This is a genomic window from Kitasatospora sp. NPDC022785, from assembly GCF_055561295.1.
In genome coordinates this window covers 373,501-392,657 of the sequence record NZ_JBVHHB010000003.1, presented here as the reverse complement: position 1 = coordinate 392,657, position 19,157 = coordinate 373,501, and the positions used below count along the sequence as shown (strand labels likewise).

General features: G+C 75.6%; 16 protein-coding genes. 1 reads left to right on the top strand and 15 read right to left on the bottom strand.

From position 1 onward, the window contains the following. Nucleotides 1–84: 84 nt before the first annotated feature. Together ACZ3YO_RS07410 and ACZ3YO_RS07405 are read right to left on the bottom strand one after the other, a co-directional pair. Entirely contained in the window at nucleotides 85–2,157 is a 2,073-nt protein-coding gene (locus ACZ3YO_RS07410; protein WP_465566025.1) for a hypothetical protein, read from the bottom strand. Nucleotides 2,158–2,954: 797 nt separating this feature from the next. After that, complete coding sequence (locus ACZ3YO_RS07405) at nucleotides 2,955–3,752, bottom strand: alpha/beta hydrolase (protein WP_465566022.1); 798 nt, start codon at nucleotides 3,750–3,752, stop codon at nucleotides 2,955–2,957. Nucleotides 3,753–4,172: 420 nt separating this feature from the next. Between ACZ3YO_RS07405 and ACZ3YO_RS07400 the strand changes: the two genes are divergently transcribed. Then, on the top strand, nucleotides 4,173–5,189 hold the full coding sequence (locus ACZ3YO_RS07400) for an Lrp/AsnC family transcriptional regulator (RefSeq protein WP_465566018.1): 1,017 nt from the start codon (nucleotides 4,173–4,175) through the stop codon (nucleotides 5,187–5,189). 21 nt (nucleotides 5,190–5,210) lie between these two features. On the opposite strand, the gene ACZ3YO_RS07395 is transcribed toward ACZ3YO_RS07400, so the two are convergent. The 13 genes from ACZ3YO_RS07395 to ACZ3YO_RS07335 form a co-directional block, all read right to left on the bottom strand. Next, nucleotides 5,211–5,948 (bottom strand): VOC family protein, encoded by a 738-nt coding sequence (locus ACZ3YO_RS07395; protein ID WP_465566015.1) that lies wholly within the window; start codon nucleotides 5,946–5,948, stop codon nucleotides 5,211–5,213. A 283-nt stretch (nucleotides 5,949–6,231) separates the two neighbouring features. After that, nucleotides 6,232–10,137 (bottom strand): BTAD domain-containing putative transcriptional regulator, encoded by a 3,906-nt coding sequence (locus ACZ3YO_RS07390; RefSeq protein WP_465566012.1) that lies wholly within the window; start codon nucleotides 10,135–10,137, stop codon nucleotides 6,232–6,234. After that, complete coding sequence (locus ACZ3YO_RS07385) at nucleotides 10,137–10,532, bottom strand: hypothetical protein (RefSeq protein WP_396320010.1); 396 nt, start codon at nucleotides 10,530–10,532, stop codon at nucleotides 10,137–10,139. Before ACZ3YO_RS07385 ends, ACZ3YO_RS07390 begins: the two co-directional genes overlap by 1 nt. Nucleotides 10,533–10,765: 233 nt before the next feature. After that, complete coding sequence (locus tag ACZ3YO_RS07380; RefSeq protein WP_465566009.1) at nucleotides 10,766–11,254, bottom strand: TadE/TadG family type IV pilus assembly protein; 489 nt, start codon at nucleotides 11,252–11,254, stop codon at nucleotides 10,766–10,768. Continuing rightward, nucleotides 11,251–11,622, bottom strand: a complete 372-nt coding sequence (locus ACZ3YO_RS07375; protein ID WP_465566006.1) for a TadE/TadG family type IV pilus assembly protein — start codon at nucleotides 11,620–11,622, stop codon at nucleotides 11,251–11,253. Before ACZ3YO_RS07375 ends, ACZ3YO_RS07380 begins: the two co-directional genes overlap by 4 nt. Nucleotides 11,623–11,657: 35 nt before the next feature. After that, a complete protein-coding gene (locus ACZ3YO_RS07370; protein WP_465544947.1) occupies nucleotides 11,658–11,936 on the bottom strand; it encodes a hypothetical protein in 279 nt (92 codons plus the stop codon). A gap of 67 nt (nucleotides 11,937–12,003) precedes the next feature. Further along, the gene (locus ACZ3YO_RS07365) at nucleotides 12,004–12,882 is read right to left on the bottom strand and encodes a type II secretion system F family protein (RefSeq protein WP_465566003.1); all 879 of its coding nucleotides are present in this window, start codon (nucleotides 12,880–12,882) and stop codon (nucleotides 12,004–12,006) included. Beyond that, nucleotides 12,879–13,871, bottom strand: coding sequence for a type II secretion system F family protein (locus ACZ3YO_RS07360; protein ID WP_465566000.1), 993 nt, complete (start codon nucleotides 13,869–13,871; stop codon nucleotides 12,879–12,881). The genes ACZ3YO_RS07365 and ACZ3YO_RS07360 overlap by 4 nt, the downstream gene beginning before the upstream one ends. Next, nucleotides 13,871–15,454 (bottom strand): CpaF family protein, encoded by a 1,584-nt coding sequence (locus ACZ3YO_RS07355; protein ID WP_465565997.1) that lies wholly within the window; start codon nucleotides 15,452–15,454, stop codon nucleotides 13,871–13,873. Before ACZ3YO_RS07355 ends, ACZ3YO_RS07360 begins: the two co-directional genes overlap by 1 nt. Then, nucleotides 15,444–16,766 carry a CpaE-like family protein gene (locus ACZ3YO_RS07350; RefSeq protein ID WP_465565994.1) on the bottom strand — a complete coding sequence of 441 codons (1,323 nt, stop codon included), beginning with the start codon at nucleotides 16,764–16,766 and terminating at the stop codon, nucleotides 15,444–15,446. The genes ACZ3YO_RS07355 and ACZ3YO_RS07350 overlap by 11 nt, the downstream gene beginning before the upstream one ends. 1 nt (nucleotide 16,767) lies before the next feature. After that, a complete protein-coding gene (locus ACZ3YO_RS07345) occupies nucleotides 16,768–17,514 on the bottom strand; it encodes an SAF domain-containing protein (protein WP_465565992.1) in 747 nt (248 codons plus the stop codon). 105 nt (nucleotides 17,515–17,619) lie between these two features. Continuing rightward, nucleotides 17,620–18,555: a hypothetical protein gene (locus ACZ3YO_RS07340; RefSeq protein ID WP_465565990.1), complete on the bottom strand. Its 936-nt coding sequence runs from the start codon at nucleotides 18,553–18,555 to the stop codon at nucleotides 17,620–17,622. Next, nucleotides 18,549–19,109, bottom strand: a complete 561-nt coding sequence (locus ACZ3YO_RS07335; RefSeq protein WP_465544933.1) for a hypothetical protein — start codon at nucleotides 19,107–19,109, stop codon at nucleotides 18,549–18,551. Before ACZ3YO_RS07335 ends, ACZ3YO_RS07340 begins: the two co-directional genes overlap by 7 nt. Between the last annotated feature and the right edge of the window lie 48 nt (nucleotides 19,110–19,157).

Here is a 19,157-nt window from a genome sequence, read left to right as displayed (position 1 = left end):
GGCCGACTTCCCACTCCGCTCCCCCGGCTCGGGCGCGGTCCACACGCACGAAAAGCCGGGCCCGCCGACCTCCTGTGCGCGGGGTCAGGCGGGGTCGGTGGCGGCCAGGTGGGCGAGGTGGCGTTCGGCGGCGCGGAGCTTCCGGCCGTCGGGGCCGGGGAGGTAGGCCCGCAGTTCGATGATCTCGGGGGCGATGCGGAGGGCCGCCGCGCGGTCCGGGATCGCCCGCCAGCAGGCTTCGGCGTTGGTGGCGGCCTGCTGGGTCTCCGGATGCTCCGCGCCCTGGGACCGGAGGAGGGTGAGGGCCACCTCGCGGTAGATGTCGGCCGCCTCGATCGTCTTCCCGGCCAGGCGGCACACGTGCGCGCGGACCTGGCGGACCTGGAGGACCGGTTCGGAGACGGCGCCGTGCTCGGCGATCGCCTCCAGTTCGAGGGCGAAGGCGAGGTCGGTGGCGGCGCCGTGGTCCCCGGCGTCGGCGCTGCGGACGATCCGGCCGATCACCTCGCGGTAGTCCTCGCGGGGCTGGGAGGCGTCCGGTCCGGCAACCCCGGGCTCGGGCCCGGTCGGCGCAGCTTCGGGCTCGGTCGGCGCCACCTCGGCCCCGGTCTGCGTCACCTCGGCGGGCGCAGGACCGGCCGGGGCGACGCCGGCCGGAGCAGCCGGCACCACGTCCTCGAGGACGACGCCCTCGGTGACGCCTTCGATGATGCCTTCGGTCGAGGTGACGGCGTCGGTCGGGGTGACGTCCGCCGGCGTGGAGTCCGCCGGGGTGCGCTTGTCGAGGGTGACGACGCCGTCCGAGGTGGGCCGCCAGGCGTAGGCCTTGCGCAGGTCGACGGGGTGGGGCGCGGGCGGCGGTGTGGGCGGGACGCCGGGCTTGAACAGGTTCACCGGGCCGTCGGACGGCGGCACTGGCACGGCGGCGGGCGCGGACCCCGCGAACGCGGCCGCGGCGGGCTTGTCCAGCGTGACGACGGGCCTCGGGACGAACGGGACGGCGTCACGCGGAACGGCGTCCCTCGGAACGGCATCGCGCGGACCGTCGTCGTGCCGGGCCGGCGGGCGGGGCAGCACGGCGGCCGGGCGCGGGCCCTCGTAGGCGGCGGGGTCCACGGCCGGCCCGTCCGTGCGGCGGGCGGTGTTGCGGAAGAACGGACGGTTCGGCGCGTGCGTGGCGAGGATGACGACGTCCGGGCGCAGCACCGAGTACACCTGCTGGCGCAGCTGTTCGGGGGCGAGGACGGCGTCGGCCCCCGGGCGGCCGCCGTGCAGGGCCTCGATCAGCGCGCGGGTGAAGGTGCCGATCTGCTCCGGGTCGGGGCTGACCACCGCCCAGAGCGGGAGGCCGTCGGAGAGCGGGGAGACGGTGCCCTGGAGGAACGGCCAGGCGTTCTGGTCGGCACTCAGGTCCGCGATCACGAGGGTCTGCCACTCGGCGGGCCGGTGCCGCAGTTCGCCGGCGATGGACTGCCAGGCGAGGCCGTCCTGCCGGACGCTGCCGGGCTTGGAGTCGCGCAGGGTGAGGTGCAGTTGGCCGCCGCGCTTGTCGGCGAGCAGGTGGCCGCCGAGGTGGACGAGGAGGGGGCCGGGGTGGCGGGCGGCGGCGCGGAGGTGGGCGAGCACGGTGTGCGGGTCGCTGGCGCCGGGGAGGTGGACGGCGTCCACCGCGTCGGCCGCGAGCAGGACCTGCGGGGAGACGGCGGCGAGCATCGCTGAGAGCACGGGTGCCTGGGTCGGTCCGCCGCGGCCCCAGGTGCGGCGGCCGGAGTTGCCGTAGCCGCCCTCGACGACCAGCATCCGTCCGCGCGGCGCCGCCCCGAGACCTCCCGGGCCGGCCGCGCCGGCCGCCGCGCCGACGGGGACGCCGTGGGCGGGGGTGGTCGCGGGGAGCGGGACGGTGAACGGCAGCGGGGTCGCCGACGGCGGCGGGGCCACGACGGACATGCCGGTGACGGTCCATCCGGTCGGCGGCGTCATCGGCGCGGGCGGCACCTGGGCCGGCGCCGAGGCCGGGACGGGCGGCTCGTACAGGGCGGCCGGGCCCGGCAGGCGCTCCTCGTACGGGTTGCGCGGGGGGCCCGGCGGCACGGCGTCCCAGGGGCCCGCGTCGGCCGCGGGATCGGGACCGCCGGGGACAGCCGTCGTCTCCGCCATCTCTGGTCACCGCCCCGCCCCGCCGTCCAGCGGCGTCTGACTGCCTTGCCCCGTGGTGCCTGCCACCACATCCGTCAGCGCCACCCTACGAGATCCCGGCACGCCCGAGCCAGGCCGGGGCGGTGATCAGGGCCGGGGCGGCGTCGCCCACCTTCCGTCCCGCCCGCCCTCCGGGCGCACAGACCACCCGCCGCCCGCCTGCCGCAGGCTCGCCGGCGCCCCCGGACCGGCGGGCGTCCGCGTCCGGCGCCGGGCCGGGCGGCGCCCGCACCGCCGGCGGCACCGGCCCGCCCCGCCGGCCGAAGGACGAACGGCCCTGCCTCGATGCCCAGTTGCCCGCGACGGCCCGCCGACAGGACGTGGGGCCGAGCAGGGCCCCGTGCGGTGGCCGACCGGAGCGACCGGGGCGACCGGTCCATGCGCGCACGACCTGGCGCCGCGCCCGGGTACGCGGTCCGGGGACGTGGCCCGCGGCCTCCGGGCTGCGCGGGTACGGATCGGCCTCGTATCGGCCGAGGTCGGCGCGGGCCGATCGGGCTCGTATCGGCCGATCCGTACGTCCGGCCGGCATCCGCCGCAGTGCTGGTCCCCCGGCCTGCACCCCCGTGCCAGGCCGTCGTCAACCGTCACTGCACCGCCGGTCGTCGTGCGACAGGGTGTCCACGCCGGCACCCGCACCGCCACCGCCCCCGTTCAGGGACCGCGGCTCCGTGGGCACGGCTTCCCGAGAGAACGTCGGGCTCCGTGCGCGACGATCACCGCCTGCGTCGGCGGATCACCGGCTGCCGTGGTCCGCCTCATCGTGGATCGCCGGGATCCAGGTGCTTCCGCAGGAACGAGACCTCCGCCGTGACGGCCTGTTCGTGCGCTTCGAGGAACGGGGCGTAATGACGACCCGGCAGATGCACCACCTCGGACTCCGGCGCGTTCCGGGCCGCCCGGACGGCGGGGCCGGGGAGCACGCTCTGGTCCTGGTCGCAGACGACCACCAGCAGCGGGCACCGTATCCGGGCGGCATGGCGGCCGGGCCGGTACCCGCCGATCCGCAGGGAGATCCGTGCGGCCACCGTCTGCTCCCAGTTCGTGTGGCGGCCGTCGGGATCGAGGGCCCGGTCGCAGTCCGTCGCATCGGGTGTGGTGAGCGAGGCGACGGCGCCGCGCGGTCCGGAGGTCGGGACGAGGATCGGCGGACGCCCGACGAGGCCCCCGAGTGCGTCCGCGACGCCCCGGCCGAAGAGCCCCAGCAGCGTGAGGGGCGTCATGGAGCGCAGCGCGTGGGGAGCGACCGCGCGGCCGTCGACCAGCGGGGTCTGGGCGATCGCGCAGGCGAGTCGCGGGTGGTCGGCCGCGACCCGGAAGACGTGGCCGCCGGCGAGCGAGAAGCCCCAGAGCGCGATCCTGTCCGGGTCGACGTCGGGCAGGCCGGCCGCGCAGGCGATCGCGGCGTGCCAGTCGGCGACCTGCTCCTCGAAGCGGACGATCTGGCGCGGCGTGCCCCCGCTCTCTCCGAACCGCCGGTGGTCGAACGCGAGGACGGCGAAACCGGCGTCGTTGAACCGTGCGGCGAAGAGGTCGGAGGCCGGTTCCTTCGTCACCGAGGTTCCGCCGGCCATGATCACGCAGCCGCCGTTTGACCCCGGGTAGTGCCAGGCGACGCACGAGGTGTCGCCGCTGGGGAAGCGTACTTTCTTCCGTTGCTCGAGTGCGGGCACGTGGGCCTCCGTGGGGATCCGTGGTTCTCGGGCTGCTGGGAAACCGCGGGCCCGCGGTGTTGTCGCACCGCAGGCCCGCTGCTCCGGGCCGCCGGTCGCGGCGCCGGAGGTGCTGACGGTCGACCGGTCAGCCGGTCAGGCCGGGGAACCAGATGCGCGGGTCGAGGATCATCGGCTGCTCCTTCCGTGTCGCGGGCCCCCGACGTGTGCCGGGGGACGGGGCGGATTGGATGACATCCATGCTTGGGGCGTTGCCGCCGGAACAGGCTCCGCAGGGCGACGGAATGGGCGAAACTTGCCTTCATGGCGCACGCATCGGCGAATTCCGTACTGAGCCTCCCGGATCAGCGGCTGGTGGCCGCGTTGCAGTGCGACGGCCGCCTCACCGCGGAGCGGGCGGCCGACGTGCTGGGGCTCAGCCCCGCGACGGTCCGCCGCCGCCTGCAGGCGCTGGGCGCCGACGGCACCGTGCGCGTGGTGGTCTCACCCGTGGCGCGACCGCGCAACGGGGGCTCGGCCGGGGCCCTGTTCCTGCGTATCCGGGTCCTGCGGGGGAAGCTCGACACCATCGTGGCCGCGCTCGCGGCGCGCGAGGACATCCCCTTCATCGACGTCACCACATCGGGTGACGAGATCTTCGCGGTCGCCCGCACCGAGCCGGGCTCACGCGACCCGCTGGTCTTCCGCCAGCTGCCGTCCACCCAGGCGGTGACGTCCCTGGAGAGCGCCACGATCCTGCACGTCTTCCGGCTCACCTCCGAGTGGCGCCACCAGGTGCTGACCGCGGCCGAACGCACGGCGCTCGGCACGGGCGGGCCCGTCCCCGGGGCGGTCGCCTCCGGCTCCCCGGGCCCGTACGGCGTCGACACCGATGCCCTGGAACAGTCCCTGATCGACGCCCTCACACCCGATGCGCGCCTGCCCGCGGCGGCCCTGGCCGCGCGCACCGGCCGCCCGGAGAGCACGGTGCGCCGGCGCCTGGCCCAGCTGACCGCCCAGGGCCGTCTGATCACGCAGGTCCTGGTCGATCCCCGCCGCCTCGGGCTGCCCATCGAGGCCAAGCTCCTGCTGCACGTGGCCCCCGACCATCTGGCCGCCGCCGGGCAGGCGTTGGCCGACCACCCCGCGGTGCACGGCGCGTTCGCGACGTCGGGCCCCTCCAACCTGCACGCGGCCGCGTACTTCCCGGACCTGACGACCCTCTACGGCTTCCTCTCCCGCGACCTGGTCGGCCTGGGCATCACCCACGTCGAGACGGCCATCGTCAGCCGCGCCGCCAAACGCACGCCCCAGCCGGTCCAACCCGTCCCGTCGAGGTGAGGGCGGAGCCGTTGCTCGAGGTCAGAGAGGGCTGAGGAGGCAGAACTCGTTGCCCTCCGGGTCGGCCAGCACCGTCCAGGAGATCGCCGACCGGTCGATGCCGGGGTCGGTGGCGCCCAGGGCGCGCAGTCGGGCTTCCTCTGCTGCCGGGTCGTCACCCGGGTAGGGGCGGACGTCGAGGTGGACGCGGTTCCACACGCTCTTGGTGTCGGGGGTGCGGATGAACTCCAGGTAGGGGCCGACGCCTTCGGCGGAGCGCATGGTCGCGTGGTCGTCGGTGACCTCGTGCAGCGTCCAGTCCATCGCCTCGCCCCAGAACCGGGCCATCGCTCGTGGGTCGGCGCAGTCGACCACCACCGCGGCGATCGGCCCGGTGCCCTGGTAGACCGGGCGGGGCTCCAGGACGCAGAACTCGTTGCCCTCCGGGTCGGCCATGACCGTCCAGGGGACGTCGCCCTGACCCACGTCGGCGAGCGTCGCGCCGAGGTCCTTCAGGCGTGCGACCAACTCCGCCTGATGGGCGGTCGACGTGGTGGCCAGATCAAGATGCACCCGGTTCTTCACCGTCTTGGGTTCCGGGCGGGCGATGATGTCGATGCAGACGGCCACGGGGTCGGGGTAGGCGAAGCCCACGGGTTCGAGGTTGGTCACACCGGGCCCCTCGCTGTCGAGCCCCCAACCGAGTGCCTCCGCCCAGAACCGGCCGAGCGCGGAGTCGTCCTGGGCCTTCATGTTGATCTGCACGAGTCGTGTCGCCATGCCGCAAATCCTAGGGTCCGCCTTCAAAGATGATCAAGGGATCAGAGGTCATGTCCGTCGCGTGCGTCGTCATGAGCTTTCGGATGCCGAATGGGCTCTGTTGTCGCGGTTCCTGCGATCATCATGCACGAGGACCGATCCGTGGCCGGAACGGCGATCGTCCTGGAGGTTCGACCTCCCACGGTCACGCCCGCCGCATGGAGTGAGCGCGCCCCTTGAGACTGTCCCGCATATGAAGGTGAGCGCGGTCCGGGCCGCACGATGGGTCGACCGGTGCCCCGCGTCACGCCCCCGACAGGAGGTCGCGGAGCAGGGCGATCGTGTCGGCGTCGAGGTCGCGGCCGGTGCGGCGGCTCAGGGCGTCGAGGCGGTTGACGGCGCGCAGGAGCTGGTCGCGGGCGCCGGCGGAGGCGTAGGCGTAGAAGAGGTCGCGGTGCAGCAGTTCGACGTCCGGGGCGACGGCGAGGCCGCGGAAGACGGCGGCCTCGGCGCTGCGGTGGTCGCCGTACTGGAGGCGGCGGGCGGCGAGTTCGTGGGCGGTGTCGACGATCGCGGCGATCATGTCCTGCCGTTCGGCCTCGGCCCAGCCGTAGGCGGCGGGCGGGGCTTCCGCGAAGGGGGCGCCGCGGACCAGGGCGAGGGCGTGGGCGAGGGCCGCGTCGGCGGTGGCGCTGGTGCTGCGCATGCCGCGGCGGTAGAGGCTGCGGAACTCGTCCCAGTCGCAGGTGACGGTCGGAGCGAAGGTGTAGCCGTCGGGGGTGTCGGTGGGCAGGAAGGCCCGGCCCTCGGCCGAGCTGCCGAACCAGGCGGCCAGGTCGGCGAGTTTGGCGGGCAGCGGGCTCTTGGCGTCGGCGGCGGTGGGGTGCGGGTCGAGGTGGGCGGCGCCGGGGTGGAGGTCGTGGTCGAGGGCGTTGTGGTCGGCGCCGGGTCGCAGGGCGAGGTAGGCGGCGAGTTCGGTGAGCCGGGGCAGGACGGCCGGTTCGGCGGTACCGGCGGCGCCGGCCACGTCGACCGGGCCGAGCAGCCGGATCCGGGGGGCGGTGCGCACGGCGTGCGCCTCCGGGGACCGGAGGATGGCGAGCAGGTCGTCGCAGTCGCTGCGGGCCGGGGTGGTACGGGCCGTCGGCGCGGAAGCCGGCTGGGGTGCCGGCTCGGCGGAACGTTCCGCGGACGGCTCGGGGAGCGGCTCAGGGGCCGGCTCGGGGCGGGCGGGGAGGCGCGGGTCGACGCCGGTGGGCGCGGGCGCGGGGTCGTGGGTCGGCACGGGCTCCGGCGCGCGCTCGGGGGCGGGCGCCACCGGCCCGGACGTCACGGGCCCGGACGCGGTGGGCCCGGACGCGGCGGGCTCCGGCGTCACGGGCTCCGGCGTCACGGGCTCCGGCGCCGGCGCGGCGGGCGGTACCGGCTGGACGAGCTGGACGGACTGGACCGGCACCACCACGTCGGCCCCGGCCGGGAGGCGGAGGTTCTGCGTGGTCTCGTCCAGGTCCGCGTCCTCGTCGGCCCCGGCTCCGGCCCCGGCTCCGGACAGGACCACCGAGCCCGCTCCGCTCTGCCGGCCGAGGCCGTTGGCGAGGAAGCGCGCCCCCGGGCCACCCGCGGCACCCGCCGCGAACCCGGCAGGCGCGGCCGGGTCGGTGCCGGCGAACGGGCTGGCGCCCGTACCGATGACCCGGGCGAGCAGACGCGGGCCGGCCGCGTCCGAGCCGCCGCTCTCCTCCCCCGCACCGCCGGCGACACCCGCAGCACCGAGGAACCCGGCACCGACTGCTGCCAGGACCGGTACGGGCGCGGGGAGTTCGGCCGGTTCGAGGTCGATGCCGGGGCCGTCCAGGGTCCAGGCGGGGGCGGGGTGCTGGGTGGTGTCGTCGGCGGCCCGGAGCAGCTCGGAGACCTGCTCGTACTGCGGGCCGGTCAGGCGTTGCAGCTCCAGGGTGAGGTGCAGGCCGGGGATGGTGGCCTGGCCGGTGCTGGGCAGGGTCCAGCGGGCGACCGGGCCGGTGCCACGCTCGGGCGCACGGGTGACCACGGCGACACAGGTGCGGGGTCGGGCGTCGAGCAGGCGGCCGAGCTCGGCGGGGATGTCGCCGTCGGGCTGGTGGGCGCAGAGCACGATCTCCGGGACCCAGGACTCGTCGGCCTGGCCGCGGCTGCGCGCGTCCCGGGGGCTGGCGGCCTCCGCGGCGACCAGGGTCGCGCGGGCCTTGGCGGTGCGCGGGCCGAGGGCGGCGAGCGCCGCCTCCAGGGTGGGGTGGTGGTGGACCCGTTCGGCGGCCGGACCGCTGATCGGCAGCTCCTCGGCGAGGTCGACGAGGTGCAGGTGGAGCCGGTCGGCGAGGGGGCTGTGGGCGAGTTCGACGGCCAGGGTGCGCAGCACGTCGCGGGCGTCGTCCGGGTGGCCGGAGAGGTGGAGCAGCCGGACGGTCTCCAGGTCGGCGAGGACGACCGAACCGTCCGGCGCGGTGCCGAGGGTGACCAGGGCCGGGTAGGGCGCGGCGGACTTGCGGGCCTGGGAGGGCGAGAGCAGCTCGGTGGAGTCGGCCGCGCACCACCACACGTTGGGGGCGTGGGCAGCGTGGAACGGCGCGATCGGAGCGGCCGGGCCGGAGAGGTGGAGTTCGACGGTGTGCCCGGGGGTGACCCGGGCGGCCACGATGGCGGGCAGGCGCTTGCCGCCGCGGACGGTGTTGCGGGCCAGGGTACGCAGGGCACGGTCGAGCAGGTCGAGGCCGCGGTCATCCTGACGGGTCTTCAGCTCGGCCTCGAAGGCGGCGGCGGGCGCGGCCGGCAGGGCGATGCGGTGGCGCGGGCGGCGGGCGCGCAGCTGGGTGCCGCGCTTGCGGGCGACGGTGCCGATCATCATGGCGGCAAGCAGGACGCTGACGGTGGAGGCGGTGAGGGCGACGGTGTAGTCGTCGCTCGGGGCCGCCTGGGCGTGCGCGGCGGGGGCCGGGGCGTGGGTGGGCGGCGGGGTGGGCGCCTGGGTGGCGGGAGCCGGTGTGGCGGGGGGCGAGGCGGGCGGCGCGGGCGTGGTGGACGCCCCGGGTGCCGGTACAGGCGCCGGGGCAGGAGCCGGATCAGGAGCAGGAGCCGGATCCGGCGCGGGAGCAGTAGCCCCCGGAACCGTCAGCACCATCCCCGGCACCACCACGTCCGGGTCGGTCAGCCGCTCCCCGTCCGGCGCCTGGACACCCCTGTTCGCCTCGAACAGCTTCGGCCAGGCCTCGGCGTCCCCCAACTCCCGCTGGGCGATGGCCGACAGGCTGTCCCCGGCCGCCACCGTCACCGTAGCGTGCCCGGCACTCCCGGCAGTCCCCGCCTGCGGCACGCCGGGCGCCGGCGCCTGGGCCGGCGCCGGGGCCTGGGCCGCAGCCGCGTCCGCCTTGGCGTCGCCCGGCATCAGCAGCTCCCAGCCGGGCTGGATCGGCCGCTCGGCGTCGAAGCGGACGCCCGAACCGTCCATCGCCCGGCCGTCGTTGAGCTTGGCGATCTCCACCCACCGCTCTCCCGAACCCAGTTGGCGCTCGGCGATGGACCAGAGGCTGTCGGCGGGCCGGCTGTCCCGGACGGTGTACGTGGGGTGCTGGTCGGCGGCGGGCGCGAGTGCGGGCGCGGCCTGGGCGGCGGGCAGTGCGGCCCGCTGCGCGCCGATGGTCAACTGGGCCGGGGCGGAGGCGGCATGGGCCCGGTCGGGAGTGGCGGCGAAGGACGATCCGGCCACCGGCAGCAGCGCGATCACCGAGCCGACCAGGCCGGCGGCCAGCCGCTGGCTCCAGCCGAAGGCCGGGATCCGCCGGGCGATCCGCCCGCGCAGCTGGGCCGGGATCTCCAGCAGGACGGAGACGGCGAAGCAGAACCAGCCCAGCCAGCCGACCACCACCAGCAGCCAGAGGAAGAGCCGCCCGTCGTCGGGGCCGGTCAGCGCCTGCCCGACGCCGTCCGGCGCGACGTCGCCCATCGCGGCGACGGCCTGGGTGCCGTACAGCAGCAGCGCGGGCACGCCGACGAGCAGGGCGAGCAGGGTGAGCAGCGCCGCGACGGCGGTGAGCAGGGCGCCGCCCCTGCCGCCGCGGCGCGGGGTCAGCGGCGCCGGCGGACGGCCGGACGCCGGCGCTCCGGCCCGGCGAGCGGGCCCGCGGCGGGCCGAACGTCCTTCGCTGGCTTGGTCCTTGGCACGTGGCGCGACCATCAGTCGGTCTCCGCTTTCTCGACTCCGTGGACGAGGGTGGCACTCCCCTTGCCCGTGACCTTCTGCTTGCCGAGCTCGCCCAGCAGGGCCGGCTTGTAGTCGGCCTCCACCGTGACGGTCACGGCCGTTCCGTCCGGTGAGAACGCCACGGCCGCCGCCTTGAGGTGGTACAGGGCGAGGTAGCTGTCGGCGGCGTCCTTGACGTACTGCTCCTTGACCCGGTACCCCTCGCCGCGGAGCACGGCTGCCTCGTCGAGCTGCTGGCCGCCGACCCGGGCGGCCTCCTGGGCATAGGCGTCGGTGCGCTCGGCGACGCGCAACCGGCCTCCGGCGTCCACGACGAGGGCGATGACCAGGACCAGGAAGGCCGCGCAGATCGCCACGAAGATGGCCATCGAGCCCCGGTCGGACCGGCCTCGCGCCCACCCCCGGCCCTCGCGGCCCCGCCGCCGTTCTCCCCCGGGTCTGCGCGCCATCACGCCCCCTCCCGCACGTTCGTCTCCCCACCGGTCCCCACCGGAACCGCTCCGCACTCCTGCCTGCCCGCCCCCGGGAGCCCTCCGCTTGCGTCTCCCCCGCCCGGGGCGTCCCCAATCCCCGCCCGGAAACCTCGTCCGCACCACCCGTCTCACCCACCCCGGTAGCGGTCGACCACCGAGATGAAGGTGCCGACGAGCCGCTTCGTCCCGGGCATGCCGGGCCCGGGCACGAGGTCGCTCAGGCCGACCTCGCACACCACGGTCACCTCCACGGTGGCCATCACGGCCCCGTGGCTCTCCAGTCGGCCGGGCTTCCAGGTGACGCTGCTGCTCCGGCAGTCGACGCCCTGCTGCTGGAGGGTGGCCCTGGCGGTCCGCTCGACCAGCGCGTCCGTCCCGTCGGCGCTGCGCACCAGCGACGCCGTCCGGGCGGCCGAGCGGGCCGCCGCCTCCACCGTGCCGGCCGCGGTCTGCACCCGGCCCGCGGCGACGGTGACCAGGATCAGCGCGACGACGCCCGGGGCGACGATCGCCGCCTCGATCGCCACTCCGCCGCCGTCGCGCCCGCGCGCCGACCGGGCGGCCCGCCACGCCGCGAACCGCCGCCCCGGGCCCCGGAGACCGCCCGCCCGCTTCACGGCACCACCTTCGGCGGCAGGAACCGCTCGCGCGGCGCCTCGGCGTACTGGGTGACGGTCGGCTTGAGGAACGGGACGACGGAGGGCGCCGTCAGCTCCACCGTCACCCTGATCAGCTCGGGTGTGCTGCCGGCCTTCGTCACCCGGTACTCGCGGACGCCCTGCCGGCCGAGGAAGTCCTCGGCCTGCCTCGTCGCCGCTTCGTCCTTGGCCTCGTCGCTGTGGTTGCCCTGCACGCGTCCGGCGTCCACGCCCTCGCGGGCAGCGGTGAGCGCGACCTGGCGGTAGTACCACCACATCGACACCTGGACGACGAGCAGGATCAGCACCAGCACGACCGGGAAGACGATGGCCAGGCTCAGGCTCACCGACCCCCGGTCGCCGCGGCGACGGGGCTGGTGCCTCACGTCGCCGCGCCCCCGCCCGGGAGGTTCGGGTCCTGCTCGACCTTCTTCACGACCTTGTCCTTCAGCGCGTACAGCGCCACCGCGACGGCGCCCGCGACGAAGACCAGCGCGATGATGGCGAGGGCGAGTTCGATGCTGATCGCGCCGCGGTCGCCGCGCGCCCGGGCGGCCTTCACCCGGCCGACGCGGAACTGGAAGAGCAGCAGCGCGAACTGGACGGGTAGCAGCGTGGGCCGGATCAACCGGCCCGCCAGGGACTTGAACTGGTCGTACATCGGGAACTCCCGGGGTTGGGTGTGGTGTCAGCTGCTCGGTCGGTGAGGCACGCCCCGTGCGGCCTGCTCAGGCGAGCATCTGGTGGAGCGCGGGGAAGACGATCAGGACGGTCATCAGCAGGGTCAGGGCGGCCCCGGGCGCGACCATCCGCTCGCTGTCGGCGTTGGCCCGGGCCAGGTCCTCGGCCAGCAGCTCGCCACGCAGGCCCTTGGCCCGGGCCCGCAGGGTGTCGTAGACGGCGGCGCCGTCGGTGCCGGAGAGCCGCATGATGTCGGCGACGTCCTGCAAGGGGGTCAGCCCGAGTTCGACGGCCAGCGCGTCCAGTCCGGCCCACGGCGGCAGCCGGTCGGTGGCGGCGCGGTCCAGGGCGTCCCGGATCCGGCGGAAGACCGGGCCGCGCCCGACCGAGGCGGCGCGGCGCAGCGCCTCGGCGGGCCCGAGGTCGGCGGCCCGCTCCAGCGCGACCAGCTCCAGGTAGGCGGCGATGCCGTGCAGGTACTCGGTGCGCGCCTCCTTGGCCTCGCCGCGCACGATGGCGTCCGGGACGAACCAGAACAGACCGCCCAGCAGCGGCCCGACGACCAGCGGCAGCGCGAACGGCAGGCCCATGTCCAGCAGCAGCGCCATCGCCCCCAGGTAGGCCGGCAGGACGAGGCCGATCACGGCGAACAGCAGCTTGTGCGCCATGAACCGGGCCGGGGTGCGGCCGATCAGCGACAGCTCCCGGTACGGGATGCGCACGCCGCGCAGGCCGGCCGAGCGCTCGCCGATCCGGTCGAACCAGCGCGGCCGCTCGTCCGGGTGGGGTGTCCGGTCGGCGGGCGTGCGGTGCAGCCGGTCCAGGGCCTGGCTCAGGTCGGGCGGGGCGGGCCGGAGTTCGGAGATCAGCAGGGCGACGCCGCCGGCCGCGATCGCGCCGACCAGCACGGACCAGGGCGAGATCATCGGGCCTCCCCGAGAAGTGACTGCTCGTCGGCGGAGCCGTCCGGGCCCGGACCGGCGTCCGCGGGCCTGCCGGAGCGGCCACGGCCACCGGTCCGGCTTCGCCGGTCGGCCTCCAGCAGCCGAGGCACCGGCGGGTGCGAGGCCAGCGCGCGCATCCAGGCGATGATCGCCACGAAGAGCGCGGCGACCACCGCGAGCACGATCTGCCCCAGCACGGTGCTGTACGGCCGGGTGTACTCGGTGTTGAACGAGCCGAGCACCACGACCAGCACGATGATGCCGACCAGCCAGCGGATGGTGGTGCGGTGCTTGGCCCGGTCGGCCTCGATGGTGCGGCGCTGGCGGACCTCCTCGCGGACCGAGTCGGCCATGTCGGAGAGCGCCCGGGCCAGGCCGGGGCCGCTGTCCCCGGCCCGCAGCAGAAGCGCGGCGAGCACCTTGTCGGCGGTGGCGTCGGCCAGGCTGTCGGCGAAGGCGCGCAGCGCCTCCTCCGGCCGCCAGCGGGCCTGGAGCCGGGCGGCCAGCTCCCCGACCTCGTCCTCGATCGCGGCGGGCGCCGTGCGGCGGCTGGTGACGATGGCCTGGTTGAGGCCGACACCGAGCAGCAGCACGTCGGCGATCCGCTGGGTCCACTCGGAGAGCGCCTCCAACCGCTCGATCCGGTGGGTGTCCGGGCGGGTGGTGTCGAACAGCCAGGGCAGGCCGAAGACGGCGCACGGCACCAGCAGCGCGGTCAGTGGGATGCCGGTGAACAGCCAGCCGAGCGGCGCGCCGGCCAGCGCCAGCGGCAGCTGGACCCGGCGCAGCCGCACCACCCGGGCCGGGGCGGTGCCGGGCGCGCCGTACCAGAACACGTGGAGGCGGCCGGCCAGCGGGCTGGGCCCGTCGGCCTCGGTGTCCTCGTCCACGGGCTCGCTGCCGCGCGCCCAGACCACCAGGGCGGCCAGGCCGAGCGCGACCAGCAGGCCGCAGAGGGCGAAGAGCAGCATCACCGGGGGCCACCGCCGATCCGCAGCTGGAGCGGCTCGGCCCAGCTCCCGTACCGGGAGCCGAGCAGCGCGGCGTCGAAGCCGGCCCGGCGCAGGTCGTCCAGGCAGTTCGGCGGGGTGTGCGGGACGGCGCGCGGCTCGCCCAGCTCGGGGCGCGGGCCGAACACGGTGTTGAGGGCGGGCCGGCCGCTCTCGCCGAGGCCGGTCACCTCCAGGACGTGCGAGACGAAGCGGTGGCGCCGGCCGCCGACGGCCGTCTCGTCGACCATCGACACGTGCACGATGAGGTCCACGGCGTTGGCGGTGAGCCGGTAGGCGAGCGCGTCGGTCATGTGCGAGCCGTACTCCAGGCAGAGTTCGGCGATGCGGTCGACCACCATATGCGGGCCGCGGGCGTGCAGCGTGCACATCGAGCCGCCCTCGCCGTTGGTCATGACGCGCAGCATCGGGACGACCTCGCCGGAGCGGACCTCGCCGACGATGATCCGTGACAGCGTCATCCGGAGTGCGGCCGGGATGAGGTCACCGATCGTCAGCTCACCGGCCATCCGGCCCTCGACGCGCTCGCCGTTGCCCTCCCGGGCCTCCATCGGGACGACCTGGCGCAGGTGGCCGAGGGTGTGCAGCCAGAGCTCGAACTCCGACTCCAGGGTGCCGATCCGCTCGTCCGGCGGGATCTCGGCGGCCATCGCGCGCAGCAGGCTGGTCTTGCCGACACCCTGGGTGCCGGTGATCATCACGTTCTTCCGGGCCCGGATCGCCGAGGCCAGGAAGGCGGCAAGGGTGGAGTCCAGGGTGCCCAGCCGGACCATCTCCGGCAGGGTCGCCGAGGCCACCCGGTGGCGGCGGATCGCCACGTACGGACGCGGGGTCACCTCGGTGAGCGCCTGGAGGCGCATGCCGCCCTCCAGGCGCAGCGCGAGAGTCGGGCTCGCGGTGGAGAGGCTGCGCTCGCCGCCGCCGTGCTGGCGGGCGAGGTCCTGGAGCAGCTCGACCAGTTCGGCATCGGTGTCGGCCACCGGCGGGACCTGGCGCAGCGGCTGGTGCACCCGGGAGACCCAGACGTCGTCGCAGCCGTTGATCAGGATGTTCTCGATCTCCGGGTCGTCGAGGTAGGGCTGCAGCCGGCCGGCCCGGAAGAGCAGGTCGAAGACGGCCTCGGCGAGCGCGCGGTCCTGGTCGCGGGTGGGCGGGATGCCGTGGGTCTGCGCGTAGGCGTCGGACCAGCGGGCGACGGCCTCCTCGATCAGGGCCCGGCCGCGCTGACGGCGGGTGGCGCGGTCCGGTTCGGTACCGGAGGCGGCGGTCAACCGGGTGATCTGCTGGTGCAGTTCGGCCGCGACCTGGCGCTTGAGCTCGCGCGCCACCTGCGGGTCGACGGCCGGGCGGGTGCCGGCGCCGCGCCGGTCGAGGGAGGGCAGCTGGGACGGAACGGCGGTGGGGGTCGCGGCGCCGCCCTGCTGGGCGCCCGCGACGGGGCCGGGCGCGACGGGGCCGGGCTGGACGACCGGCTGGGGCGCCGCCCAGGGCAGTGCGGCCGGGTCGGCCGCCGCCGGGTGCTGGTGCAGGGGGCTACCGCGCACGGAGCACCTCCCCGTGGCCGAGGTGGGACTGCTGCGGGCCCTGGCCGTACGGCTGCGCCGACCGGTACTGCTCCGGCTGGACGCGGCCGTACTCCGGCGCGGGCCCCTGGCCGTACTGCCCGCCCTCCGGCGGCCCGTACGGCGGCCCGGCGTGCGACGCGGCCGCGTACGGCGGGCCTGCGAACGGCGGGCCTGCGAACGGCAGGCCTCCGGCGGTCGGCGCCCCGGTGGTCGGCGCTGCCGACGGCGGGCCTGCCGACGACGGGCCCCCGTCCGCCGGGCCCGCGTACGGCGGCCCGGGCTGCTGCGGCTGGACGTGCGCAGGGAAGGGCGCGGGCGCGGCCGGCTGCGGCGCGAACCCGGCCAGCGGCGCCACCGGGCCGGTGGCGATCACCGGCGGCACCGGCGGCGGCACCTGGCCGTACGGCTGCGGCGCCGGAGGAGGAGGCGCATAGGTGAGCGGCTGCGCCCCGGCGTCGGCCGGGGGCGCCGCGGCGAGCTGTGCGGGTGCGGGCGCCGCCGTGGGCGCCAGCCGCTGCCGGCGGCGGCGCACCAGCAGCTGCACCTCGTCCGCCGCCGAGCGGGCCGTCCGCATCAGCTCCGAGCGGATGAACCGGCGGTCGGTGATGTCCCCGCCGTCGGACAGCACCCGGGCGGTGCGCACGGCGTGCGGCAGCAGCCCGAGCACCGGCAGGCCGAACTCCCGCGAGACCTCCGCACCCGAGTACGGTCCCTCGGCGACCAGCAGCAGGCCCAGCGCGTCCGCGCCGGTGCCGGCCGTGGCGAGGTCCTCGGTGAGCGCGGACAGCCGCGGCCGGACGGCACTCAGCCCGCGCAGGGTGCTGCGCACGGTGACCGCGACCACGTCGGCCCGGCGGGCGAGGACGGCGCTGGTCCCGGTGGCGCCGGAGCGGCCGAGGTCGAGGAGCACGTCGTAGCCCTGCTGCTCCAGCCCGTGCAGCACCTCCATCAGCGGCTCCCAGGTGTAGGCGAGCCCGGGCGCCTGGGTCGGGTCGGTCAGGCCGGGCAGCAGCAGCCGTTCGGCGTTCCCCTCGGGCGAGAGGTCGATCAGCTGCTCCCAGAGCGCCTGGGCGAGCAGCCCGCGCCGGTCCGCGACGGCCAGGTTGCGCAGCCCGTAGACCGCCTCGACCCGGCCCTCCAGCGCACCGGCCAGCACCGCGCCGCCGTCCGGGTCGCACTCCACGAGCAGGATGCGGCGCCCCGGCTGCAACGGCCAGGCCAGCAGCAGCGCCAGGGCCGTCGTGGTGGCGCCCGGTGCCCCGGGGCCGCCGACCACCGCGATCACCGCCATCTCAGGCCCCACCCGCCCCGGGCGACGCCGACGCGGCGCCGGTCGCGGTCCCGGAGGGCGCCGCCGTGCCCGAGGGCGTGGGGGCCGCCGGGGGCGCGGGAGACGCCGGGGGCGTGACGCCGGCCGCTCCGCGTGGCGACAGCACCACCTGGATCCGCCCGCTGGCCACCCAGGAGGCCAGCCGGGAGGCGTCCGCCGCCGGCACCGCCACGTCCACCACCTGGCTGCCGTCCGTGTCCACCCGGCCGACGGTGACGACCACCGCGGCCAGCGAGTCCGGCCGGCCGGTGTCCGGCGTGTAGACCACGACGATCGGCAGGCCGGGCTGGAGCCTGGTCGCCGGCAGCTGGGTGCGCTTGGCCGAGACGCCCACGATCAGCTGGCCCGGCTGCACGGCCAGCGCCTGGGCGAGGTCCGCCTTCAGCAGCAGCGAGCCGCGCTTGAGGTCGGTGGTGGCCCGCATCCCGACCGCGTCCTTGCGGTCCTTGGCCGACACCGGCTTGAGCACCGGGTCGCTCGCGATCCGCGCCTCCACCAGGTCCGCTTCGGTCAGCACCTGCCCGTACGGCACGTCATGGGCGAGCGCCAGCACGGCGACCCGCTGCCCGGTGCTGTTGTAGAGCGCCGCGCCGCCGAGCCCGCCGGCGGCTATCAGTGCCACCGCCATCGCCAGCACCGCCGGCCGCCGCCGCCGGGCCCGGAGCGTGCGCCCCGGGGTGTGCGGCGTGGCCGGTCCCTGCTCAGGCACCACCACGGACACCCCCGGCGTCGCTGTCTGTACGGTTCTCCACCGGGTTCCGGCCCCTCCCACGTCGTTCTGGCACGTTGCTGTGTTGCGGCGCTGCCGCCGGGCTCAGTTGAGGACCTGCACCTCGGCCACCCGCATGGCGAGGTTGGCGGAGAGCGGCACCTTGATCGGGGCGATCGGGTTACTGCCGGTGACGGTCACGTCGCCCACCCAGTTGGCCGTGACCGTCCCGGCGAAGGTGCCGCCGGCCTTCGTGGCCGAGCCGGTCGAGAACACGTGGCCGCAGGTGGGCGACTTGGCGGCGCCGTACGTCGGGTCGTACGGGGTGCCGGCCGCGCCCTCCTTGTCACAGGTCTCCTTCGCTCCGTCGCCGAGGTCCCAGACCACCGACTCCAGCCGGGGGGTGACCGTGACGGTGACGATGCCGTTGCTCACCCACTTCGGCGCCGGCGCCTTGGCGTTGGTCAGCCAGAGCCAGACCGGCACGCCGACCACGGCCGTGCCCTCGGGGGCGATGCCCGGCTCGGGGAACGGCAGGGTGATCTGCTCGAACATGAGCTTCTCGGCCTCCGCCACCGGGTCGAACGGCGGCTCGGCGGGCGCCTGGGCGAAGAACTTCGGCGCCGTCGTGCCCATGCTGCCGTCGGTGAAGCGGCAGGTCTCGGCGTAGACGGTGCCCTCGGTGGGCTTGTGCCCGGCCCAGACCGGGTCGTCGGCCGAAGGCTGCGGGGTGACCGTCCGGTAGTAGCAGCCGGTCGCGCTGCTGAACCAGCCCAGCTCCGGGTCTCGGCAGGGCCAGTCCTCGCCGTTCCAGCGGCAGAGCTGCGGACCGCCGGAGCTCCCGTCGCCCGTCCCGCCGGTGCCGCCGGCCGGGGTCGGCGTGCTCCCCGGCGTCTTGGTCCCCTCGCAGATGACGTTCACCGCGCAGTGCGTGACATCACCGGCCGGTGGTTCGTCCGCCATCGCGGGCGCCGCCGGGGCCATCAGTAATCCGGCGGACAACAGCGCGCGGATCACGATTCGCCGTTCGAGTTTCAGCACGATCGGTTCACCTCCCGCTTGAACTCGTTGATCAGCCAACGCGTTTGGAACTTCCGCAGGGAAACGGTCGCGAGGTACCGCGTCAGCCGCTGTTGTGGATCCTTTACCGCGTGCGTGGTGGCGTCGGCCTGGTGCCAGCCCGTCACATCGAGGCAGTCCTCGATCACGGCGGTCTGGGGATCCGACTTCAGGTCGACGGTCTTCACCACCGGGGAATTCCTCGGACTTCCGATCATCACCAGTTTGGCGTCCCGCAGCTGACGGAGATTGACGAGCGAGTCGCGCAACGCCGTCCCGGAGGAGTACGTCTGCAGCCGGGAACCGTCCGAATCGGTACGGCCGAACTCCTCCGTCTGAGCTTGCCACCAGTCCTGATAGGTGCTCAACGCCAGCCGCCCCTGGGCCCCTTCGGGCCCGTCGGTCGGCGCGATCCCGATGTTTGCGGAACCACCCGAAGGAGTTACCGGGTTCACTCCCGCAACAGTGGGCGCACCCGACCCGAGACGATCGACGGAACCGGCGTCACCACTGGCCGCACAGGAGCTCAGCAGCATCGCCAGAACCAGCCCAGCGACCCCAACCGCCCCAGGGCGCAACACATT